Origin of the sequence: Pseudomonas sp. NPDC096925, from assembly GCF_044762545.1 — a bacterium.
Taxonomy (GTDB): domain Bacteria; phylum Pseudomonadota; class Gammaproteobacteria; order Pseudomonadales; family Pseudomonadaceae; genus Aquipseudomonas.
Map to the genome: position 1 here is coordinate 1 of NZ_JBIWEM010000005.1, position 19924 is coordinate 19924.

Annotated in this window: 17 protein-coding genes and 1 pseudogene; 2 read left to right on the forward strand and 16 right to left on the reverse strand. The window is 61.8% G+C overall.

The annotated features are described in order from the left end of the window. Positions 1–268 precede the first annotated feature (268 nt). Together ACIQYU_RS15670 and ACIQYU_RS15675 are read left to right on the forward strand one after the other, a co-directional pair. Positions 269–1282: an extracellular solute-binding protein gene (locus tag ACIQYU_RS15670; protein ID WP_402800705.1), complete on the forward strand. Its 1014-nt coding sequence runs from the start codon at positions 269–271 to the stop codon at positions 1280–1282. Next, complete coding sequence (locus ACIQYU_RS15675) at positions 1282–2847, forward strand: iron ABC transporter permease (RefSeq protein WP_207828709.1); 1566 nt, start codon at positions 1282–1284, stop codon at positions 2845–2847. The genes ACIQYU_RS15670 and ACIQYU_RS15675 overlap by 1 nt, the downstream gene beginning before the upstream one ends. A gap of 50 nt (positions 2848–2897) precedes the next feature. Here ACIQYU_RS15675 and ACIQYU_RS15680 read toward each other — a convergent pair whose 3' ends face one another. From ACIQYU_RS15680 to ACIQYU_RS15755, 16 genes and pseudogenes are all read right to left on the reverse strand, one after another. Beyond that, positions 2898–3554: a Bax inhibitor-1 family protein gene (locus tag ACIQYU_RS15680; protein WP_207828700.1), complete on the reverse strand. Its 657-nt coding sequence runs from the start codon at positions 3552–3554 to the stop codon at positions 2898–2900. 592 nt (positions 3555–4146) lie between these two features. Then, the gene (locus tag ACIQYU_RS15685; RefSeq protein ID WP_207828699.1) at positions 4147–4524 is read right to left on the reverse strand and encodes a hypothetical protein; all 378 of its coding nucleotides are present in this window, start codon (positions 4522–4524) and stop codon (positions 4147–4149) included. Continuing rightward, positions 4521–5495, reverse strand: coding sequence for a hypothetical protein (locus tag ACIQYU_RS15690; RefSeq protein WP_402800711.1), 975 nt, complete (start codon positions 5493–5495; stop codon positions 4521–4523). The genes ACIQYU_RS15685 and ACIQYU_RS15690 overlap by 4 nt, the downstream gene beginning before the upstream one ends. 9 nt (positions 5496–5504) lie before the next feature. Then, entirely contained in the window at positions 5505–5993 is a 489-nt protein-coding gene (locus tag ACIQYU_RS15695) for a type VI secretion system tube protein Hcp (RefSeq protein WP_207828688.1), read from the reverse strand. 231 nt (positions 5994–6224) lie between these two features. Next, positions 6225–6716: a DUF2867 domain-containing protein gene (locus tag ACIQYU_RS15700; protein WP_233694651.1), complete on the reverse strand. Its 492-nt coding sequence runs from the start codon at positions 6714–6716 to the stop codon at positions 6225–6227. A 98-nt stretch (positions 6717–6814) separates the two neighbouring features. Beyond that, on the reverse strand, positions 6815–7699 hold the full coding sequence (locus ACIQYU_RS15705) for a methyl-accepting chemotaxis protein (protein WP_371034222.1): 885 nt from the start codon (positions 7697–7699) through the stop codon (positions 6815–6817). A 21-nt stretch (positions 7700–7720) separates the two neighbouring features. Then, positions 7721–8413 (reverse strand): annotated as a pseudogene (locus ACIQYU_RS15710) (methyl-accepting chemotaxis protein); the annotation flags it as partial. A gap of 550 nt (positions 8414–8963) precedes the next feature. Continuing rightward, a complete protein-coding gene (locus tag ACIQYU_RS15715; RefSeq protein WP_063911922.1) occupies positions 8964–10256 on the reverse strand; it encodes an adenylosuccinate synthase in 1293 nt (430 codons plus the stop codon). A gap of 56 nt (positions 10257–10312) precedes the next feature. Next, positions 10313–11500, reverse strand: coding sequence for an ATP phosphoribosyltransferase regulatory subunit (locus ACIQYU_RS15720; protein ID WP_207828681.1), 1188 nt, complete (start codon positions 11498–11500; stop codon positions 10313–10315). Between the two features lie 302 nt (positions 11501–11802). Then, on the reverse strand, positions 11803–12672 hold the full coding sequence (gene hflC / locus ACIQYU_RS15725) for a protease modulator HflC (protein ID WP_063911924.1): 870 nt from the start codon (positions 12670–12672) through the stop codon (positions 11803–11805). After that, positions 12672–13853: an FtsH protease activity modulator HflK gene (gene hflK / locus ACIQYU_RS15730; protein WP_063911925.1), complete on the reverse strand. Its 1182-nt coding sequence runs from the start codon at positions 13851–13853 to the stop codon at positions 12672–12674. Before hflK ends, hflC begins: the two co-directional genes overlap by 1 nt. A gap of 96 nt (positions 13854–13949) precedes the next feature. Next, complete coding sequence (gene hflX, locus ACIQYU_RS15735; protein ID WP_015272005.1) at positions 13950–15251, reverse strand: ribosome rescue GTPase HflX; 1302 nt, start codon at positions 15249–15251, stop codon at positions 13950–13952. Between the two features lie 12 nt (positions 15252–15263). Then, complete coding sequence (gene hfq, locus ACIQYU_RS15740; protein WP_003258160.1) at positions 15264–15524, reverse strand: RNA chaperone Hfq; 261 nt, start codon at positions 15522–15524, stop codon at positions 15264–15266. Positions 15525–15618: 94 nt separating this feature from the next. Beyond that, entirely contained in the window at positions 15619–16590 is a 972-nt protein-coding gene (gene miaA / locus ACIQYU_RS15745; RefSeq protein WP_063911926.1) for a tRNA (adenosine(37)-N6)-dimethylallyltransferase MiaA, read from the reverse strand. A gap of 1 nt (position 16591) precedes the next feature. After that, positions 16592–18490 carry a DNA mismatch repair endonuclease MutL gene (gene mutL / locus ACIQYU_RS15750; protein WP_207828679.1) on the reverse strand — a complete coding sequence of 633 codons (1899 nt, stop codon included), beginning with the start codon at positions 18488–18490 and terminating at the stop codon, positions 16592–16594. After that, the gene (locus tag ACIQYU_RS15755; protein ID WP_063911928.1) at positions 18487–19923 is read right to left on the reverse strand and encodes an N-acetylmuramoyl-L-alanine amidase; all 1437 of its coding nucleotides are present in this window, start codon (positions 19921–19923) and stop codon (positions 18487–18489) included. Before ACIQYU_RS15755 ends, mutL begins: the two co-directional genes overlap by 4 nt. Between the last annotated feature and the right edge of the window lies 1 nt (position 19924).

A 19924-nucleotide genomic window follows, 5' to 3' on the forward strand; every position in this document is an offset into this window, starting at 1 on the left:
GCCTGGATGGCGGAAAGCTTGAACTGTCTGGTGTGCTTGCTCATGTGAAACGCCCCTGAGGTTGGATTTTTGTCCAACATCAGGGGCGCAGTTCACAAATGTAGGAGCGGCTTTAGCCGCGATGCGCCGCGCGGGCGGCGCTCGATCTCACAGGCGCAAAAAGGCCCAAGGCAATCCGACCATGAATTTCTCGTCACCCGGCCACTTGAGAAACGATTTCGTTTACCATTGTTTCCAAATATGTAGCCGTAAGCGAGGAAGTACCCGCATGACGATCCGCCCGCAACCGCTGATGCGTACCTTGGCCGCCGCCGTGCTGAGCCTGGCCATCGGCGCTCCGGCCGCCATGGCAGACGCACCGGTCACCCTGACCATGTACAACGGTCAGCACAAGGAAATCGGCGAAGCCATCGCCCTGGCCTACGAGGCCAAGACCGGCATTCATATCGATATCCGCAAGGGCAGCAGCAACCAGCTGGCCAGCCAGATCATCGAGGAAGGCGAACGCTCGCCGGCCGACATCATCTATACCGAAGAGTCCCCTCCCCTGAACAACCTGGGTGAGCTGGGCCTGCTGGCGAAAATCGACGACGCCACCGCGAACATGATGCCCAAGGAGTACGTTGGCGCCAACGGCACCTGGATGGGCATCACCGCCCGTACGCGCATCGTCGTGTTCAACCCGAAGAAGGTCGACGAGAAAGACTTGCCGACCACAGTGATGGACTTCGCCAACCCCGAGTGGGAAGGGCGCGTCGGCTATGTGCCCACCAGCGGCGCCTTCCAGGAGCAGGCCGTGGCCATCCTGAAGATGCACGGGCGAGAAGCCACCGAAGAATGGCTGACCGGCCTGAAGGCATTCGGCAAGCCCTACACCAACAACATGGTCGCCCTGAAAGCCGTGGAAAAAGGCGAAGTGGCTGCGGTACTGGTGAACAACTACTACTGGTATGCGCTTGAGCGCGAGCGCGGCAAGCTGGACACCAAGCTCTACTACCTGGCCGATGGCGATGCCGGCAACCTGGTCACCATTTCCGGCGCAGCCGTGGTCAAGGCCAGCAAGCACCCGAAAGAAGCCCAGGCCCTGCTCAACTGGATGGCCAGCGAAGAAGGCCAGCGCGTGATCACCCAGACCACCGCCGAGTACCCGCTGCATAAAGGCATGGTCTCCGACCGTGGCCTGAAGCCGTTCGAAGACCTGCGCCCGCCGAAGATCTCGCCAGCCGACCTGGGCAATGCCGAGGAAGCGATCGAGCTTGAGCGCGAGGTCGGCCTGCTCTGATGACTGCCGCCCTGTCCGAGCCGGTGCCGGTACGCTTCGTACCGCGCCGCAAGCGCCCCTCGATCTGGGTGGTGCTGCCTGTGCTGTTCCTGGTGGCCATGAGCTTGCTGCCATTGCTGTACGTTGCCATGAAAGCCTGGGAAGCCGGCTGGCGCGAAGCCTTGCACCTGCTGTGGCGGCCGTTTGTCTGGGGGCTGATGCGCAACACCCTGATGTTGATGGCCGGGGTGACGCTGACCTGCATGGTGGTCGGCATGGCCCTGGCCTGGCTGCTGGAGCGCAGCAACCTGGCCGGTCGTCGGCTGTGGGGCGTGGTGCTGTGCCTGCCGTTCGCCGTGCCGTCGTTCGTCAGCAGCTTCACCTGGGTGTCGCTGAGCTCGGACTTCGAAGGGCTGGGCGGGGCAATCATGGTCATGGCCCTGTCCAAGTACCCGCTGGTGTTCCTGCCGGTGGCGGCAACCCTGCGCAACCTCGATACCTCGCTGGAGGAATCGGCACGTACGCTGGGCTGCAGCCGCTGGGGCGTATTCATCAAGGTCACCCTGCCGCTGCTGTGGCCATCGATGCTGGGCGGCGCGCTGCTGATCGCCCTGCACATGCTGGTGGAGTTCGGCGCCTTGTCGATCCTCGGCTTGCAAACCTTCACCACGGCGATTTACCAGCAGTTCGAACTGGAGTTCAGCAATGCCAACGCCGCCATGCTGTCCGCCGTACTGTTGGCGATGTGCCTGGTGATGCTGTGGCTTGAGTTGCGGGTACGTGGCAAGGCCCGCCATGTGCGCATCGGCCAGGGTGTGGCGCGGCGAGCACAACCGGTGCGGCTGCGTGGCTGGGCAGTGCTGGCGCAACTGTTCTGCGTGGGCCTGGCGGTGTTGGGCAGCGGTATTCCGCTGGCCATGCTCGGCTACTGGTTGAGCGTGGGTTCATCGGCGGCATTCCCTGTGGCAGCCATTTCCAAGGCGCTGCTCACCTCGCTGTCGGTGTCGCTGGGGGGTGCCGGTTTCTGCGTGCTGCTAGCCCTGCCAATCAGCTTCCTGGTGGTGCGCTACAAGGGCCGCCTGGCAATTTGGGCCGAGCGCCTGCCATACCTGTTGCACGCCCTGCCAGGCCTGGTGATTGCCCTGACCCTGGTGTTCTTCGCCCTGCATTACGTGCCGGCGCTGTACCAGACCACGGCACTGTTGCTGCTGGCCTATGCGCTGCTGTTCCTGCCGCTGGCGCAGTCGCCGGTGCGCACCGCACTGAACAAGGCTTCACCTACCCTGGAGGAAGCGGCACGGACCTTGGGCGCGAGCAGCTTTGCCGCGTTCTGCCGGGTGACCCTGCCGATCATCTTCCCGGCCATGGCGGCAGCCTTTGCCCTGGTGTTCCTGGACGCCATGAAGGAGTTGACTGCCACCTTGCTGCTCAGCCCGACCGGCATGACCACCCTGGCCACAGAGGTGTGGGCGCATACGGCCAACGTCGAGTTCGCGGCGGCGGCGCCTTATGCGGCGTTGCTGATTGTGGTTTCGGGGTTGCCGGTTTATCTGCTGACTACCCGGATGTATTTGAATAAGGCTTGAAAGCTTGCCCAGGCCGCCATACGGCCTGGGTATTACGCCACTAGGGCAATTCACTTCCTGGATACGATCCGTAAGACCCGCAGAAACAGATTGATAATGTCCAGATACAGCGATGCAGCGCTGTCTATCGCATTATCCACGGTCCGCTCGATCTGGTTCGCACGCCCCCAATCGACCCCGATATAGCCACAGAATATCAGTGCAGTGATCCAATCCATTACCGCGAGATGGATACCGAATAACCAAACCTGCGCCAACTCAACGAAGATCACAGCTATCAAAGCTATACATAATGACGCCTTGATGCGCTTGAAGAAGCGGGGGAATGCAGCCCCCAGCAACATCATGGTAACGGTTAGCAAGACGGTCGCCTGCAAGGCATTCACAATGTTTTCATGTGAGTACTTTGGGAGGACGATGACAAGCAGCAACCCGACCGGAATCACGATCAGGTTGTAGCCGAGGAAACTGTACAACGGCTTTTCAGATTTGAAGATGATCGCGACACCCGCTAACGCGGTGATCAAGTAGCCAACCAGGAACAGCATCATGGGGATGGACCGAACAATATCGGGCGGCACCGTAATTACCAGATACCAGTTGACGAAGAAACCCCACAGCAGTACTGCGCCGAGGATCAGATTGTAGATGCTCGCCGATATTTTATGATTGCTTCCGAGTCGATTGAAGGTTTCGTTCTCCAGCATATCTATTATGCCCCCTGGATCCATTTCTACAAGTACCAAGCGCGATCGCGCGCTCAAGGCTGCTATTTCGCGATGGAGGTGCCTTATGCGGTGTTGTTAATCGTGACTTCAGGATTATCAGTGTATTTACTGGCTGAGAGCATGACGGAGGCCGAGCCCGTACGCATGACTTCCCAAGCAAAACCGCCCGAATGAAAATCTTTTTATTACCGGAAACCATGGAACTGTTCGAAAGCAGCGACTCAATGTAGCCCACGTAGCGAATGGAAACATAGACCCATATGCAAATGACCAAAAGGATCGCCCCATCAGAGGAATGCCTAACCACCTTGTATCAAAGCCGATCACTGTGTCACCCCATACAACAATTCACCTGACATTTCCCCTACACCACCTCCCATGGCATCGCCAGCAGCACCACCAACAGCACCTCCGATCACAAGCTGGCTTTTTATCCCCTTATCAAACGCTCAACTTAACCCAGCACCAATTAAGCTCTTAACAGCAACCACTAACAAGATAAAGCGACAGCAGGTTGACATAGGCACTACGCTACCGACCCAACCAATCAACCACACAGAACCTGCCAAACTTAGCTTCGACAAAGTCCGACCCAAAAATAAAACATTATAAGAACACCAAACACTAACACATGAACCAGCCAAAGACCCACCAACGTACGTTTGACACCAACGGGGAACGCTAGCACTTCCGAAGCGCTCACCAAACCTCTACGCACATATAACGCAGCCATAGACAACATCAGTGCAACAGAACCAACGCGCATAACTTTGCCAAACAAGCCAGCACTGGAATACATTTTTTTATTCCCCAACACAAAGGAGCTTTCAGAAAAAAAAGATTCAATGTATTCAGCATACCGCCAGCCGATATAAAGCCAAGCAAGCATAGTAGAAATTACGATTGTGAACAAAAATAGCCAAATCGCTGCCTCTTGATTATCCGTCATCGTGTATTCTCATACAAAATCGTCCCAACCCTCTCCCCTGCCATGCTTCCAATCTCTCCGCCCACTACTCCTCCCGCCGCACCACCTACAACGACGCATGCCAATGCCCCGGTCCCACCGGTTGGAATACCGAGAACAACAGCACATACTGTAGTCCCTATAAATGCACCAACGGTACCACCGTACCCACTTACCACCACACTACCCACCAAGGCGCTTCCCTCAACATATTTCACCCTACGACAATCATCCTCACGCCCAATTACACAAGCCCTATGTATTTCCAAACCTGCTGATGCAACATCCAGCGCGGTGCCTATGTACGCACCTCGCTTTATCAGGTTTGCAGCTCGCGCGACACCGGTTACTTTTTCCGCATACCTCGAAATTTCCCCTGTCCGAAGGTAGCTCTTAGTGGAAATTTCTAACATTCTCTTTATAGAGCTCTGATTTTTAAGCCCTGCGCCATGGGCAGTCACTTTATCGAGTTGCTCCTCCAGCTTCGTGAATAGTGCTGTGCGCCTGGCATAAAACTGGTCGCGCGCATTCAACGTCCCACTTCCCATATATGTGCGATGTAGTTGCTCAATCTCTTCTAGCGTCCCTTTGATGAAACTCAAACTCCTGCTCCAGGCATCGCTAGCCGCGCCAACCCCCATAGAGGCATGAGCTAACACACTCTTAAGCATCTCGAAATTATCCAAAAAAAATCCGTCAACACCTCCGCCGTTGATTTCGATGTCATGGTGTATTCCAACCGCCTTACCCATGAGAAAAGCTTCATGACTAGTGCAGGAGGGGGTGCTTGGATCACCCACGATCACGAGTTCGCCAGGGAAAACGACGCTATTGGCAATATGCGCATTCAACACATCAAACTTGGCCCGCTGATTGGCCGACATCGGCGTGCCGGCCTTCAGCGACTCATACGATTGCGCCTGGGGATTGATAAAGCTACGTGCCTCGGACATGGTCGCACCTCACGCATATTTCTTGTTGCTGATGCGATCCCAGCCGCCGGTCACGTTACCGCCCGCGCTTCCATCGAGGCGCTTCTGCCGTGTGTAAGTGGTCTTGATACGGCCATAGTTCAGTTGCACCACCTCCATCGGCACGCCAGCACTGGCGCTCTGGGTGTAGTCGGCGATGATCACTTCTTCGAGGACGACTTCGTAGTACTTGAGCTTGTCGCCGCCCGCTCGGCACAGCACCAACTTCACTTCTTTCAGGTGCTGGCCGGCACAGCTGGCTTCCAGCAGCTTGCAGCTGGCGCTGTCCAGGTGTTTGGTGAAAGAGAAGTTGGTGAGGGTGGTGCGGCCTGATGATGCGCCGCCCGCAGAACTGGCGGTGGCAGAGGTGCTCTGGTTGGCACCAAACTTATAGCCAGCGATCTCGATCCAGTTAGTGAACTGCTCGTCCAGCGCTTCACCAGCGATTCCGGTGATTTGAATATAAGCATCGAAAGCCATGCTTACCTCTCCCTGGTAATGTTTGGACTGATAACGACAACGCTCTGACATTGTCATCTTGCGGCTGTGCCTGAAAAACTCACGGCGGTTTAGCGCTATCGCCTCGAGGCGCGGTTGACACTAGCTCCCGGTGCCAAGCCACGCAATAGCACGCACCAACCAAAGCAAACTTTGGGAAATTACCTACAACATCAGGTAAAAATTCTGATTTATCAGGTAAGAGTCTGCTGCTTATCGACGCTCGAAACGATGGCCCTGCAAGTTGCTCAGCATCCGCCGCACGATCAGGCCATGAACCCATCCAACCGGCACCATGTACAAACGCCCAAAGGTGTTGAAGCACTTCACCGAGGTGGTCACGTCCAACTGCGGGAAGCCGCACTCCCCTGTCGACACATCCATGCAGACCATGACGGCCAGGTGCGTATCGCGTGAGGTCAGCACCAGTTGCTGGTCGCAGATGGCCTCGACAGTGAAGAAGTCCAGCCCCTCGCCGACGGCTGGTACATGCTCTGGATCGCGGCGAGTGAAGCCGTGGATATCGGCGACATTGAAACGACGTGAGATGAAGTCGCGAATGTGAAAAGCCAAGGCCAGCCAGCCGGGGACGTCCGAGGTCATGGCGCAGTAGGCTTGCAGGGCGGTCAGCGGTACCGTCAGCTGCACGCTGTCAGTGTGGAGAAAATCCAGGCATGCCTTGGCGGCGACCAGTTGGGCGGACATGAGCAACTCCCTTTGTCATGTGTCGCCGACAGCTTAGCAACATGACTCGCTGTAGGAACGGCCTTTCGCGACACAAGGCCGCTCCTACAGGGACCGCATCAGGCTCTGAACTGGCCCAGACTGGCACGCAGCTGTGCAGCCAGGTCATCCAGCACCTTGCTGCTGGCGGTGGTCTGCATCACCACCTCGGCCGAGCGTTCGGCCTGGGCGTGTATGGTTTCAACCCGTCCACGCACGGCCTGCGCCCCGCTCGCCTGCTGCTCGGCCGCCCGGGTGGCCAGGCCGATGGCTGCGTGTACTTGCTCCACTGCTGCCTGCACCGACTGCTGGCGGCGCTCGTTGTCACGCAACACCAGAAGCCCCTCGCTGGCCTTTAGCCCTGCCTGACTGATGGTGGCCACGGCCTCCTTGGCGCCCTTCTGCAACGCGGCAATATGCGCCTGGATATCACCCGTGGAGCTTTGCGTCTTGCTCGCCAGCGCCCGCACCTCATCGGCCACCACGGCAAACCCGCGCCCGGTTTCGCCAGCACGGGCGGCTTCGATGGCCGCGTTCAAGGCCAGCAGGTTGGTCTGTTCGGCGATGCCGTGGATAACCGTCAGCACCACTTCGATCTGCTCGCTCTGCTTGGCCAGGCGCTCGATCACCTGGGAGCCGGCCTCCACCTGCCCGGCCAGGTTCTCGATCAGACCGGCGAGTTGGGTCGAGGTGCGGCTGTTCTCGTCAGTTGCCTGGCGGATATCCACCACCTGCTGCAGGGCTGCCTGCATCGCGTGGCTTTCAGCCTGGGCCTCGTCGGCCATGCTCGACAGGTCGCGCAGGCTGGCCGCCACTTCATCGCGTTGCAGCGCAGCGGCAGCATCGGCGCCGGCATTGCGCTGGGCCATCGCGCCAATCTCCACGCCGGTGCGCTGCGCCACCTCGCCCGCCTCGCGCACGATCGGCTGCAACTTGTCGACAAAACGGTTCACCGCCGAAGCCATGTCACCAATTTCGTCGCGGCTGTCGAGAGGCACACGCTTGGTCAGGTCGCCTTCGCCAGCCGCCAGGTCATCGAGGGCGGCAATCAGCAGGCGCAGCTTGCTCAGCACCCGGCGGCCAAGCACCACAGCCACCACCACCAGCACACCCAGGCCGACCAGCATCAGGCCCAGGCCGATGCGCCAGCGCAGTTCGGCGGCAGCATCACGCACGGTCTGTGCGGTATTGGCCTGCATCGCGGCAGCACTGCCCTGCGCCTTCTCCAGGCGCTCGCGCAGGGTCTTGCCGCTGTCGGCTGCAGCACCGACCAGGCTGTCGCCGACCAATTGCTCGCCGCTGGCGATCAGGGCAGCAAAGCGCTGGTCGAGGGCCTTGAGCTCCTGATCGATGCCGGCAGTGGAAACGCCCATCACCACCTTACCGATTTCTGCACCATTGGGGTTGATCGAGGCCTCGACGAAGTACACCGCCGGGTCGCGCCGGGCCGCGTCGATCACCTTGTCCAGCGCACGCTCGCCCTGGCCCTTGTCCATCAATGCCTGGTTGATCGGGTTTTGCCGGTTCAGGTAGCGGGTCAGGTGCTGGCCCTGGGCATCGTCGTAAATCACGAACAGCACGTTGGGGTTGCGCTGGGCACGCCGGGCGAAGTCGGAGAGCACCGGCACGTCGTTGTCCCAGATCGCCCGTGGGGCGACCGAGGCCAGCAGCTCGGCCATGTCGTTGGCGGAGTCCTTGAGGTTCTTTTCCAGCGTGCTGCGCAGTTGCTGCTGCTCACTTTGCAGGCGTGCCGACAAGCCTGCGCTCAGGCGCTGGCGGGTACTGCTGGAGAGGCCGTCGAGACCAGAGCGCACATCTTGCCCGGCTTGCTCCAGTTCACTGGCGAGTTGGCGGCTGTCATTGCCCAGGCGTTCACCCAGGTCGGCCTCCAGGGCGGTGACCGTGCTTCGGGTAAGCGCAACGGCAACCAGCACCTGCACCAAAAGAGCGATACCAAGGGCAACAAACACAGGCCGCAAAAGGCGGCTTCGTAACAGTGAGAGAATGGCAGACACGGTGTAACCCTCGTGTTTTCTGGCGCCACTATTTTGATGGCATCTTCAGAAACTTCTTACAGCAAGGGTTGTGCCGGGGGCAGCAGGGATAAGTGCCAAGGTTTAGCAATGGGTTTTCCGGTACTGGCCCTATCGCCGGGACAGGCATACCCCACAAATGAAAACGCCGCAGCCCCTTTCAGGGCCACGGCGTCAGATCAGCCTGGAAGGCAGATCAGGCGAACGGATGACGCAGCACGATGGTCTCGTTGCGGTCCGGGCCGGTGGAGATGATATCGATCGGTGCGCCGATCAGCGCTTCGATGCGCTTGATGTAGGCGCGAGCGTTGGCCGGCAGCTCTTCCAGGGTTTTCACGCCCAGAGTCGATTCGCTCCAGCCTGGCATCTCTTCGTACACCGGCTCCAGGCCGATGTAGCTGTCGGCATCGGAAGGCGCGTCGATGACGGCACCGTTCTCGTTCTTGTAGCCAACGCAGATGTTGATGGTTTCCAGGCCGTCCAGTACGTCCAGCTTGGTCAGGCAGATGCCCGAGATGCTGTTGACGTCGATGGCGCGGCGCAGGATCACGGCATCGAACCAGCCGCAACGGCGCGCACGGCCGGTGGTGGAACCGAACTCATGGCCACGCTTGGCCAGGGTCGCGCCAGTCTCGTCGAACAGTTCAGTCGGGAACGGACCGGAACCTACGCGAGTGGTGTAGGCCTTGGTGATACCCAGGATGTAGTCCAGGTACATCGGGCCAACGCCGGAACCGGTGGAGATACCGCCAGCAGTGGTGTTGGAGCTGGTGACGTACGGGTAGGTACCGTGGTCGATGTCCAGCAGCGAGCCCTGGGCACCTTCGAACATGATGTCCTTGCCGGCACGACGCAGGTTGTGCAGCTCGGCGGTGACGTCGAGCATCATCGGCTTGAGCTGTTCGGCGTAGGCCATGCATTCGTCCAGGGTCTGCTGGAAGTCGATGGCCGGCTCTTTGTAGTAATTCACCAGCTGGAAGTTGTGGTAGTCCAGCAGCTCACCCAGCTTGGCGGCGAAACGCTCGCGGTGGAACAGGTCGCCCACGCGCAGGCCGCGGCGTGCGACCTTGTCTTCGTAGGCTGGGCCGATACCACGGCCGGTGGTGCCGATCTTGGCTTCGCCACGGGCTTTTTCGCGGGCCTGGTCCAGGGCAACGTGGTACGACAGGATCAGCGGCGCGGCCGGGCTGATGCGCAGGCGCTCGCGCACCGGTACGCCCTTCTCTTCCAGCTTGGTGATTTCACGCATCAGGGCATCCGGGGCAACGACCACGCCGTTGCCGATCAGGCACTGTACGCCTTCACGCAGGATACCGGACGGAATCAGGTGCAGAACGGTCTTCTCACCGTTGATCACCAGGGTGTGACCCGCGTTGTGGCCACCTTGGTAGCGCACTACGGCGGCAGCATGTTCGGTCAGCAGATCGACGATCTTGCCTTTGCCCTCATCACCCCACTGGGTGCCCAGGACGACGACATTCTTACCCATTACATTGGTCCTCATTCACGCAAACTTGGTTGCCGGCCTGTTGCCGGCGCAGAAACTCACTGGGCCAGCGGCAGAACCTGCCAGCGCCCGTCTTGCTGAATCAATTGCCGATCACAATCCGCCTCGAGAGCAGCACTCAACGGCTGGCCAGGCAGGGCCTGGACCACACGCTGGCCCTCGCTGCGCAACTGGCAGACTTGCTGCCAGAGGGCCGCGTCGCCACTGTCCGGCATCCAGATGCCGCCAGTTGGCAATACGACCTCCGCTCGCCCCAGTGTGACCAGGGTCTTCAAATCCGTGGAGAAACCGGTGGCCGGGCGGGCCCGGCCGAAATCGGCGCCGATGTCGTCATAGCGCCCGCCCTGGGCGATCGATTGACCCTCGCCCGGCACGAACACGGCGAACACCACGCCCGTGTGGTAGTGGTAACCGCGCAGCTCGCCGAGGTCGAAGTACAGCGGCAGGTCCGGGAAGCGCGCCGCCAGACGATCGGCGATCGCCAGCAGGTCGTCCAGCGCCGCCAGCACGCTGGCCGGGGCACGCCCCAGGCGCACGCGGGCTTCGGCCAGCACTTCGCGACCACCGCACAGTTCGACCAGCGCGCGCAGCATGTTGCCCAGGTCCTTCGGCAGGTCGGCGGTCAGCACCTGCACTTCATCCACGGCCTTGCGCTGCAGGGCGTCGAACAGCTGCTGCTCGACCGCACCGGACAGGCCGGCAGCACGGGCCAGGCCGCGGTAGATGCCGACATGGCCGAGGTCCATGTGCACATCCGGCACATCGGTCAGTTGCAGCGTGGCGAGCATCAGGCTGATGACTTCGACATCGCTGGTGGGGCTGGCGTCGCCGTACAGCTCGGCGCCCAGCTGGATCGGGCTGCGCGAGGTGGACAGGGCTCGCGGCTGGGCGTGCAGCACGCTGCCGGCATAGCACAGGCGGCTAGGGCCTTCACGGCGCAGGGTGTGGGCGTCGATGCGCGCCACCTGCGGGGTGAAGTCGGCGCGGAAGCCCATCAGGCGGCCGGACTGCGGGTCCACTACCTTGAAGGTGCGCTGGTCCAGGTCCTGGCCGGCGCCGGTAAGCAGCGACTCCAGGTACTCGATATGCGGGGTGACGACCAGTTCGTAGCCCCAACTCTGGAACAGGTCCAACACCTGGCGGCGCGCGATCTCGATGCGCGCAGCCTCAGGTGGCAGTACTTCCTCGATGCCATCTGGCAGCAGCCAGCGGTCTACCGTTGCCATTACGCCATTTCCCCTCTGGTCCGGGCGGCTTGCCAAGCAGGCGAGCCGTCAGTAAAGCCGGTATCGCGCACAGCAGCGGGCAGCACTGATCCCAGCGCAGCCACCGTACCCGACACCCTCGAATTGCCTTGCGACCTGACCAAACCGTCAACTGGCGGTTTGCCAATCAACCTTGCAGACGCAAAAAAGCCGGGAAATTTCCCGGCTGCCTCATCATACACCCCTTTTCATTCAGGATGCACCCCGCCTGGTGTTTTAGCTGCCAGGCGGGGCGCCGCTGCATGAGAATCAGGGCCTGAGCATCACGGCCTGCTCTTGTCCAGGAAGCGGAAGAACTCGTTCTTCGGGTCCAGGACCAGCACGTCGCTCTTGCTCGAGAAGCTCTCGCGGTACGCCTGCAGGCTACGGTAGAACGCGTAGAAATCAGGGTCCTGAGTGTAGGCCTTGGCGTAGATGGCGGCCGCCTGGGCGTCGCCGTCACCGCGGGTTTCCTCTGCTTCGCGATAGGCCTCAGCCAGCAATACGCGGCGCTGACGGTCGGCATCGGCACGGATACCTTCAGCCAGCTCGTTACCCTTGGCGCGGTGCTCGCGGGCTTCACGCTCACGCTCGGTGCTCATGCGGTCGAACACGCTGCGGTTGACTTCCTTCGGCAGGTCGATGGCCTTGACGCGCACATCGACCACCTCGATACCCAGCTCCTTGGCAGCCATGCGGTTCAGCGAAGCAGTGATGTCAGCCATCAGCGCGTCACGTTCACCGGAAACCACTTCGTGCAGGGTACGTTTACCGAACTGGTCACGCAGGCCGCTTTCCAGACGACGCGACAGACGCTCGTCGGCAATCTGCTTCATGCCGGACGTGGCGGTGTAGAAGCGTTCGGCGTCCTTGACGCGCCACTTGGCGTAAGCGTCGACCATCACCGCTTTCTTCTCCAGGGTCAGGAACCGCTGGGTCGGGGCGTCGAGGGTCATCAGGCGGGCGTCGAACTTGCGCACCTGGTTCACGTACGGAATCTTCACGTGCATGCCCGGCTGTACATCCGCCTGGACTACCTTACCGAAGCGCAGCAATACCGCACGCTCGGTCTGGGACACGATGTAGAAGCTGTTCCAGGCCACGATGGCCAGGACCACGGCGGCGATCAGGGCGATCAGCGATCTGTTGCTCATCAGCGGCTCTCCCTAGTGCGCAGCGGCTGCTGTTGCTGTTGCAGGTCCTGCGCCGCACGGGCGGCCGCATCGTTGACCGATGGCGACACGCCAGTGGTCGGCGCGGACGGGTTGCGGCTGCCTTCGACCATCTTGTCCAGCGGCAGGTAGAGCAGGTTGTTCTGCCCGTCCTTGGTTGCCACCATGACCTTGCTCGAATTGCTGTAGACCTCTTGCATGGTTTCCAGGTACAGGCGCTGACGGGTCACGTCAGGTGCCTTGCGGTACTCGGCGACCAGCTTGGTGAAGCGGTCGGCTTCACCCTTGGCACGGGCGATGACTTCGTCGCGGTAACCGTTGGCGTCCTCGATGATGCGCTGGGCCTGACCACGGGCTTCCGGCACCACGCCATTGGCGTAGGACTCGGCCTGGTTGCGGGCACGCTGCTCATCTTCGCGGGCACGGATCACGTCGTCGAAGGCTTCCTGCACTTCACGCGGGGCTGCCGCGCTCTGGACGTTGACCTGGGTAACAGTGATACCGGTACGGTAGGTGTCGAGGAAGCGCTGCAGGCGTTCGCGGATATCCACGGCCATCTGCTCGCGGCCTTCGGTCAGCACCTGGTCCATCGAGGTGGAACCCACCACGTGGCGCAGGGCACTCTCGGTCGCGTGCTGCAGGCTGACCTCAGGCTGGTCGACGTTGAGCACGAAGTCCTGCAGGTTGCTGATCTTGTACTGGACGGTCAGCGGCACCTCGACGATGTTCTCGTCTTCGGTCAGCATCTGGCCCTGCTTGGTGTAGGCACGCTCGCGCGTGACGTTCTCCATGTACTTGCGATCGATCGGCGGGAAGTAGATGTTCAGGCCGGGGCCGACCGTTTCATAGTACTTGCCGAAGCGCAGCACCACGGCCTGCTCCTGCTCGTCGACCACGTACACGGCGCTGTACAGCCAGATCGCAGCCAGTACCGCCAGGCCGATGCCCAGCAGGCCCAGGCCACCGCCCTTGCCGACATTGCGGTCACCGCCGCCACGTTTCTTGCCACTGCCGAACATGCCGTTCAGGCTGTCCTGCAATTTGCGGAAGGCCTCGTCCAGGTCCGGTGGACCTTTCTTGTCACCACCGCCGCCACCGCCATTCCGGCGGCCGCCCCAGGGATCCTGATTGTTCGAGTTGCCACCCGGCTCGTTCCAAGCCATAGCGCTCTCCATCTGATAAAGCAAAGACGCGCCCACGGCGCGCCGTCCAATGCTACAGAATGCCTGTCATTGCTGCCCGGCGACCTCGACGAGCATTTATTGCAAAGTGTGTTGCTCGACAAACACTTGCGGCTCCATGCCTTCGCGGCTGACCAGGCGATTCAGTTCGACCATGGGCAGTCGCACGCTCAGCAGGCTGCGCCCTTCTTCATCATGCTCTTCACTCTGCACGGCACCCAGGGCAAAGAATTGCGCGCGCAAGCGGGCAAAACGCTGCTCCAGACACAAGGTACCGACAAACAGATCATCCCCCAGCAACTCGGCAATCGCCTGGCCGACCAGCTCCAGGCCACGCCCATCGCGTGCCGATACCCAGACCCGTTCCGGTTTGCCATCGGCATTGCGCTGGATCTGCGGCTCGACATCTTCGAGCAGGTCGAGTTTGTTATACACCTCGAGGATCGGCAACCCTTCGGCACCAATCTCGCCCAACACCGCCAGCACCTGCTCGATCTGCTCCATGCGCTCCGGCTCATGGGCGTCGATCACATGCAGCAGCAAGTCGGAATTGCTCGACTCTTCGAGCGTAGCCCGAAATGCCTCGACCAGCTTGTGCGGCAGGTGGCGAATGAAGCCCACGGTGTCGGCCAGCACGATCGGCCCCAGGTCGTTCAGCTCGAGCCGGCGCAGGGTCGGGTCGAGGGTGGCGAACAGCTGGTCCGCGGCATACACCTCGGATTCGGTCAGGGCGTTGAACAGCGTGGACTTGCCGGCGTTGGTATAACCCACCAGCGACACCGACGGGATATCCGCGCGCTTGCGCCCGCGGCGCGCCTGCTCGCGCTGGCTGCGCACCTTCTCCAGGCGTGACTTGATCTGGCGAATGCGCACCCGCAACAGGCGGCGGTCGGTTTCCAGCTGGGTTTCACCCGGGCCGCGCAGGCCGATACCCCCCTTCTGACGCTCAAGGTGGGTCCAGCCGCGCACCAGCCGCGTGCTCATGTGCTCGAGCTGGGCCAGTTCGACCTGCAGCTTGCCTTCATGGGTACGCGCCCTTTGGGCGAAGATATCGAGGATCAGCCCGGTACGGTCGAGCACACGACACTCGAACACACGTTCAAGGTTGCGCTCCTGACTGGGCGTGAGGGTGTGATTGAAAATCACCAGGTCTACCTGTTCGGCATGGACCAGGTCGTGCAACTCTTCGACCTTGCCACTGCCAATCAGGTATTTGGCGGAAGGCTGATGCCTTGCCACCGTGACCAGCGAGACGATGTCGGCACCGGCCGACAATGCAAGCTCCTGGAACTCCTGCGGGTCTTCGCGCGCCTCAGGGTTCTGACCTTCCAAGTGAACGAGCAACGCCCGCTCACCACCACCGTGGCGCTCAAAGAACAATGCAGGCTCCTATCAGGCGTTGCCTGGCTCGCTGTCGCCGTGTTCGGAATCGGACGGGCTTGGCAGACGAACCGGACGGGCAGGAACCACAGTCGAGATGGCGTGCTTGTAGACCATCTGGCTGACGGTGTTCTTCAGCAGTACCACGAACTGGTCGAAGGACTCGATCGAACCCTGCAGTTTGATGCCGTTGACCAGGTAGATGGATACCGGGACCTTTTCTTTTCTCAAGGTGTTCAAGTAAGGGTCTTGTAGCGAATGCCCTTTTGACATATGCCGCACTCCTGTAAGGATAAATAATAGAAAATCAAGAAAATCGATAAATTAGGCCGCCCCTTCGCAAGAATAGACGGCAATCAGCAGGGACTCAGCCCAATATGGAGATGGCCCCAAGGTATTTCAAGGTGCGGGACAGATTGTCGCAGGCCAGGCTGTCAAGCCAGTGTACTTCAGGCCAGCCACGCAACCATGTGAACTGCCGCTTGGCCAACTGCCTGGTAGCAATGATACCGCGCTCACGCATCTCATTCTCGGTCAGCTTGCCGTCGAGGTAGTCCCAGACCTGCCGATACCCCACTGCCCGTATAGACGGCAGCCCGGCGTGCAAGTCACTTCTGGCTCGCAGCGATCGGACCTCGTCGACGAAGCCCTGTTCCAGCATCTGTGAAAATCGTAACGCAATTCGATGATGCAAAATGTGACGATCTGTAGGAGCAATCGCCAAACTCGCGACAGTATAGGGCAAATGCCCGCCAGCGCCTGCGTCTGCGCCGCGACTTTCCGCGAATTGACGTTGGCGATGTGCTGTCATGCTCTCGCCACTCACCCGGTACACCTCCAGAGCCCGGATCAACCGCTGCGGGTCGTTGGGGTGGATACGCGCCGCCGACTCGGGGTCGACCTCGGCCAACTGGCGGTGCAACTCGGCCAGGCCCAGGGCTTCGGCCTGTGCCTCCAGCTCGGCACGCACCGCGGCATCGGCCGCCGGCATGTCGGCAAGGCCATCGATCAACGCCTTGTAATAGAGCATGGTGCCGCCCACCAGCAGCGGGATCTTGCCGCGCGCGGTGATTTCGGCCATGGCCTCCAGGGCATCGGTACGGAACTGCGCAGCCGAATAGCTTTCGGCGGGGTCGCGAATATCGATCAACCGGTGCGGGTGAGCGGCGAGGATTTCTTTCGACGGCTTGGCCGAGCCGATATCCATGCCGCGGTAAACCAGCGCCGAATCGACGCTGATCAGCTCGCACGGCAGTACTTTGGTCAGCTCGATGGCCAGGTCGGTCTTGCCGGCCGCTGTCGGGCCCATCAGGAATATTGCAGGGGGCTTGCCGCTCATTTCATCGACCGCGCAGGAAGAGTTTGTCCAGGTCGTCCAGGCCCATCTGGGTCCAGGTGGGGCGACCATGGTTGCACTGGCCGCTGCGCTCGGTGTTTTCCATGTCACGCAGCAGGGCATTCATCTCGGGGATCGCCAGGCGCCGGTTGGCGCGCACGGCACCGTGACAGGCCATGGTACCGAGCAGCTCGTTGAGGTGCGCCTGGATACGGTCGCTGGTGCCGTATTCCATCAGGTCGGCGAGTACATCCTGCACCAGCCGGTTGGCCTCGGCCTGCTTGAGCAAAGCCGGGATCTGGCGGATGGCCAGGGTCTCGGGGCCCAGGCGCTGCAGTTCGAAGCCCAGCCGCTGGAACCACTGCGCGTGCTCTTCGGCGCAGTCTGCTTCACGCTGGCTCAAGGCCAGGGTCTCCGGCACCAGCAGCGGCTGCCCGCTCAGGCCTTCGCTGGCCATGGCCACCTTCAGGCGCTCGTACATGATGCGCTCGTGAGCGGCGTGCATATCTACCAGCACCAGGCCGATGGCGTTCTCGGCCAGGATGTAGATGCCCTTGAGCTGCGCCAGCGCGTAGCCCAGCGGGGGAATGTCACCCTGGCTTTCGGGCAACGCCGTCGTCGGCGCCGCGCCTTCATCCAGCGGCTTGTAAAACTCGCGATACACCGCCTGTGCCTCGGCGGCCGGCAGCGGCTGCGAGGGGCGTGGGGTGTACTGGTATTGGTAACCCGCGCCACTGCCGCCATTGGAAAACGACTGCTGCGGGGCACGCGGCTGTTCAAGCACCGGCGAGGCCAGGCGCATTTCGCCCTGGGGGCCGAACTCGCCGGCCTGCTGGCCCGTGGGGCGGACCATCTCGGGCACGGCGACAGGCGCAGCCAACTGGTCTTCCGGGCGCACATCGGCCAAGGCGCGATGCAGGGTGCCATACAGGAAGTCGTGCACCGAGCGCCCCTCGCGGAAACGCACTTCGTGCTTGGTCGGGTGCACGTTGACGTCGACGCCGTTGGGCTCCAGCTCCAGGAACAGCACGAAGGTCGGGTGGCGGCCATTGAACAGCACATCGCGGTAGGCCTGGCGCACGGCATGGGCGACCAGCTTGTCGCGCACCGCACGGCCGTTGACGAAGAAGTACTGCAGGTCTGCCTGGCTGCGCGAGAAGGTTGGCAGGCCGACCCAGCCCCACAGGCGCAGACCGTTGCGTTCCACGTCGATCGGCAGCGCCTGCTCCATGAAGCCCGGGCCACAGATGGCGCCCACTCGCCGCGCACGGGCAGTTTCATCGTGGGCCTCGTGCAGGCTGAGGATGCTCTTGCCGTTGTGACGCAGGTGGAAGCCGACATCGAAGCGCGCCAGCGCCAGGCGCCGGATGACTTCCTGCAGGTGATCGAATTCGGTCTTCTCAGCCTTGAGGAACTTGCGCCGGGCCGGGGTGTTGAAGAACAGGTCGCGCACTTCCACCGAAGTCCCCACCGGGTGCGCCGCCGGCTGCACCCGCGGGGTCATGTCGCGGCCTTCGGTTTCCACCTGCCAGGCCTCGGTAGCGCTGGCGGTACGCGAAGTCAGGGTCAGGCGCGCCACCGAGCTGATCGAGGCCAGGGCCTCACCCCGGAAGCCCAGGCTCAATACCCCTTCGAGGTCTTCCAGCTCGCGGATCTTGCTGGTGGCGTGACGGGCCAGGGCCAGCGGCAGGTCGTCGGCGGAAATGCCGCTGCCATCGTCACGCACCCGCAACAGCTTGACGCCGCCCTGCTCCACCTCCACGTCGATACGCCGGGCGCCGGAGTCCAGGCTGTTCTCCAGCAACTCCTTGGCGACAGAGGCCGGCCGCTCGACAACCTCGCCGGCGGCAATCTGGTTGGCCAGCCGCGGGCTGAGCAGCTGGATGCGCGAACCACCACTCATTGCGAGGCCAATGTGGTGGCAGGGATATCGAGGCGCTGGCCAACCTTGAGCTCATCGGTCTTGAGGCCGTTGGTGCTACGCAGGCTGGCCGCGCTGACCTGATAGCGCACGGCGAGCATCGCCAGGGTTTCGCCAGGGCGCACCGTGTGCTCACGCGGCCCGGCGGCGATCTTGCCGGTGTCGCGCAACCAGGCGATATAGGTGCCAGGCGGCGGGTTCTGCTGGAAGTACTGGCGCACACCGGTGTGGATCGAGCGAGCCAGGGCCTGCTGATGGCTGGCGGTGGCCAGCTTGGCGGCTTCGTTGTTGTTCGAGATGAACCCTGTTTCAACGAGGATCGACGGGATATCCGGCGACTTCAGCACCATGAAGCCGGCCTGTTCCACCCGCTGCTTGTGCAGCGAGGTAATGCGGCCCATGTTGCCCAGCACCTTCTGCCCGACATTGAGGCTGGAGCTGAGCGTGGCGGTCATCGACAGGTCGAGCAGCACGCCGGCCAGCATGCGGTCCTTGTCGTCGAGGCTGACGTTGCCGGCACCACCGATCAGGTCGGAACGGTTTTCCGTGTCGGCCAGCCAGCGCGCGGTCTCGGAGGTGGCGCCGCGGTCGGACAGGGCGAACACCGAGGCACCAAAGGCAGCGCGGGATGGCGCGGCGTCGGCATGGATCGAGATGAACAGGTCGGCCCCCTTCTTGCGGGCGATTTCCGTGCGCTTGCGCAGCGGGATGAAGTAGTCGCCGGTACGGGTCAGCTCGGCCCGGAAGCCTTTTTCGCTGTTGATCTGGCGCTGCAGTTCCTTGGCGATCTGCAGCACGATGTCTTTTTCATGCTGGCCACGCGAGCCGGACGCACCCGGGTCTTCGCCGCCGTGGCCGGCGTCGATGGCAACCACGATGTCACGCTTGCCGCTGGGTACCGGCGGCAGCTTGATGGCGGGCTGGGCCGGGGTCACCGGCACTGCCGGGGTGGTAGCAGGCGTGGTTGCAGGCGTTGGTACCGGTGCCGGAGGCGGCGCGCTGGCCGCGACGGCGTCGGCTTCCTGGTCGTACAGGTCGACCACCAGGCGGTTGCCGTACTGGGCATTGGGCGCCAGGGTGAAGCTTTTGGGGGTGACCGACTTTTTCAGGTCGACCACCACGCGCAGGTCGGTCGGGGTGCGCTGGGCCGAACGCACGCTGCTGATCGGCGTATTGGAGGTAGCCACGTTCAGCGGCGCGGCCAAGGTCGCGCCATTGATGTCGATAACCAGGCGATCAGGTGCGCTCAGAGTGAAGACGCTGTGCTGCACAGGGCCAGACAGGTCGAAGACCAGCCGCGTGTTGTCGGGCGCGCGCCACAGGCGCATGCTCTTGACTTGAGTGACGGCCAGAGCGTCAACGGTCACCGTTGTCAGCAGCAGCCCAACGATGGCGACCAGTGCGCGTATGCGCATA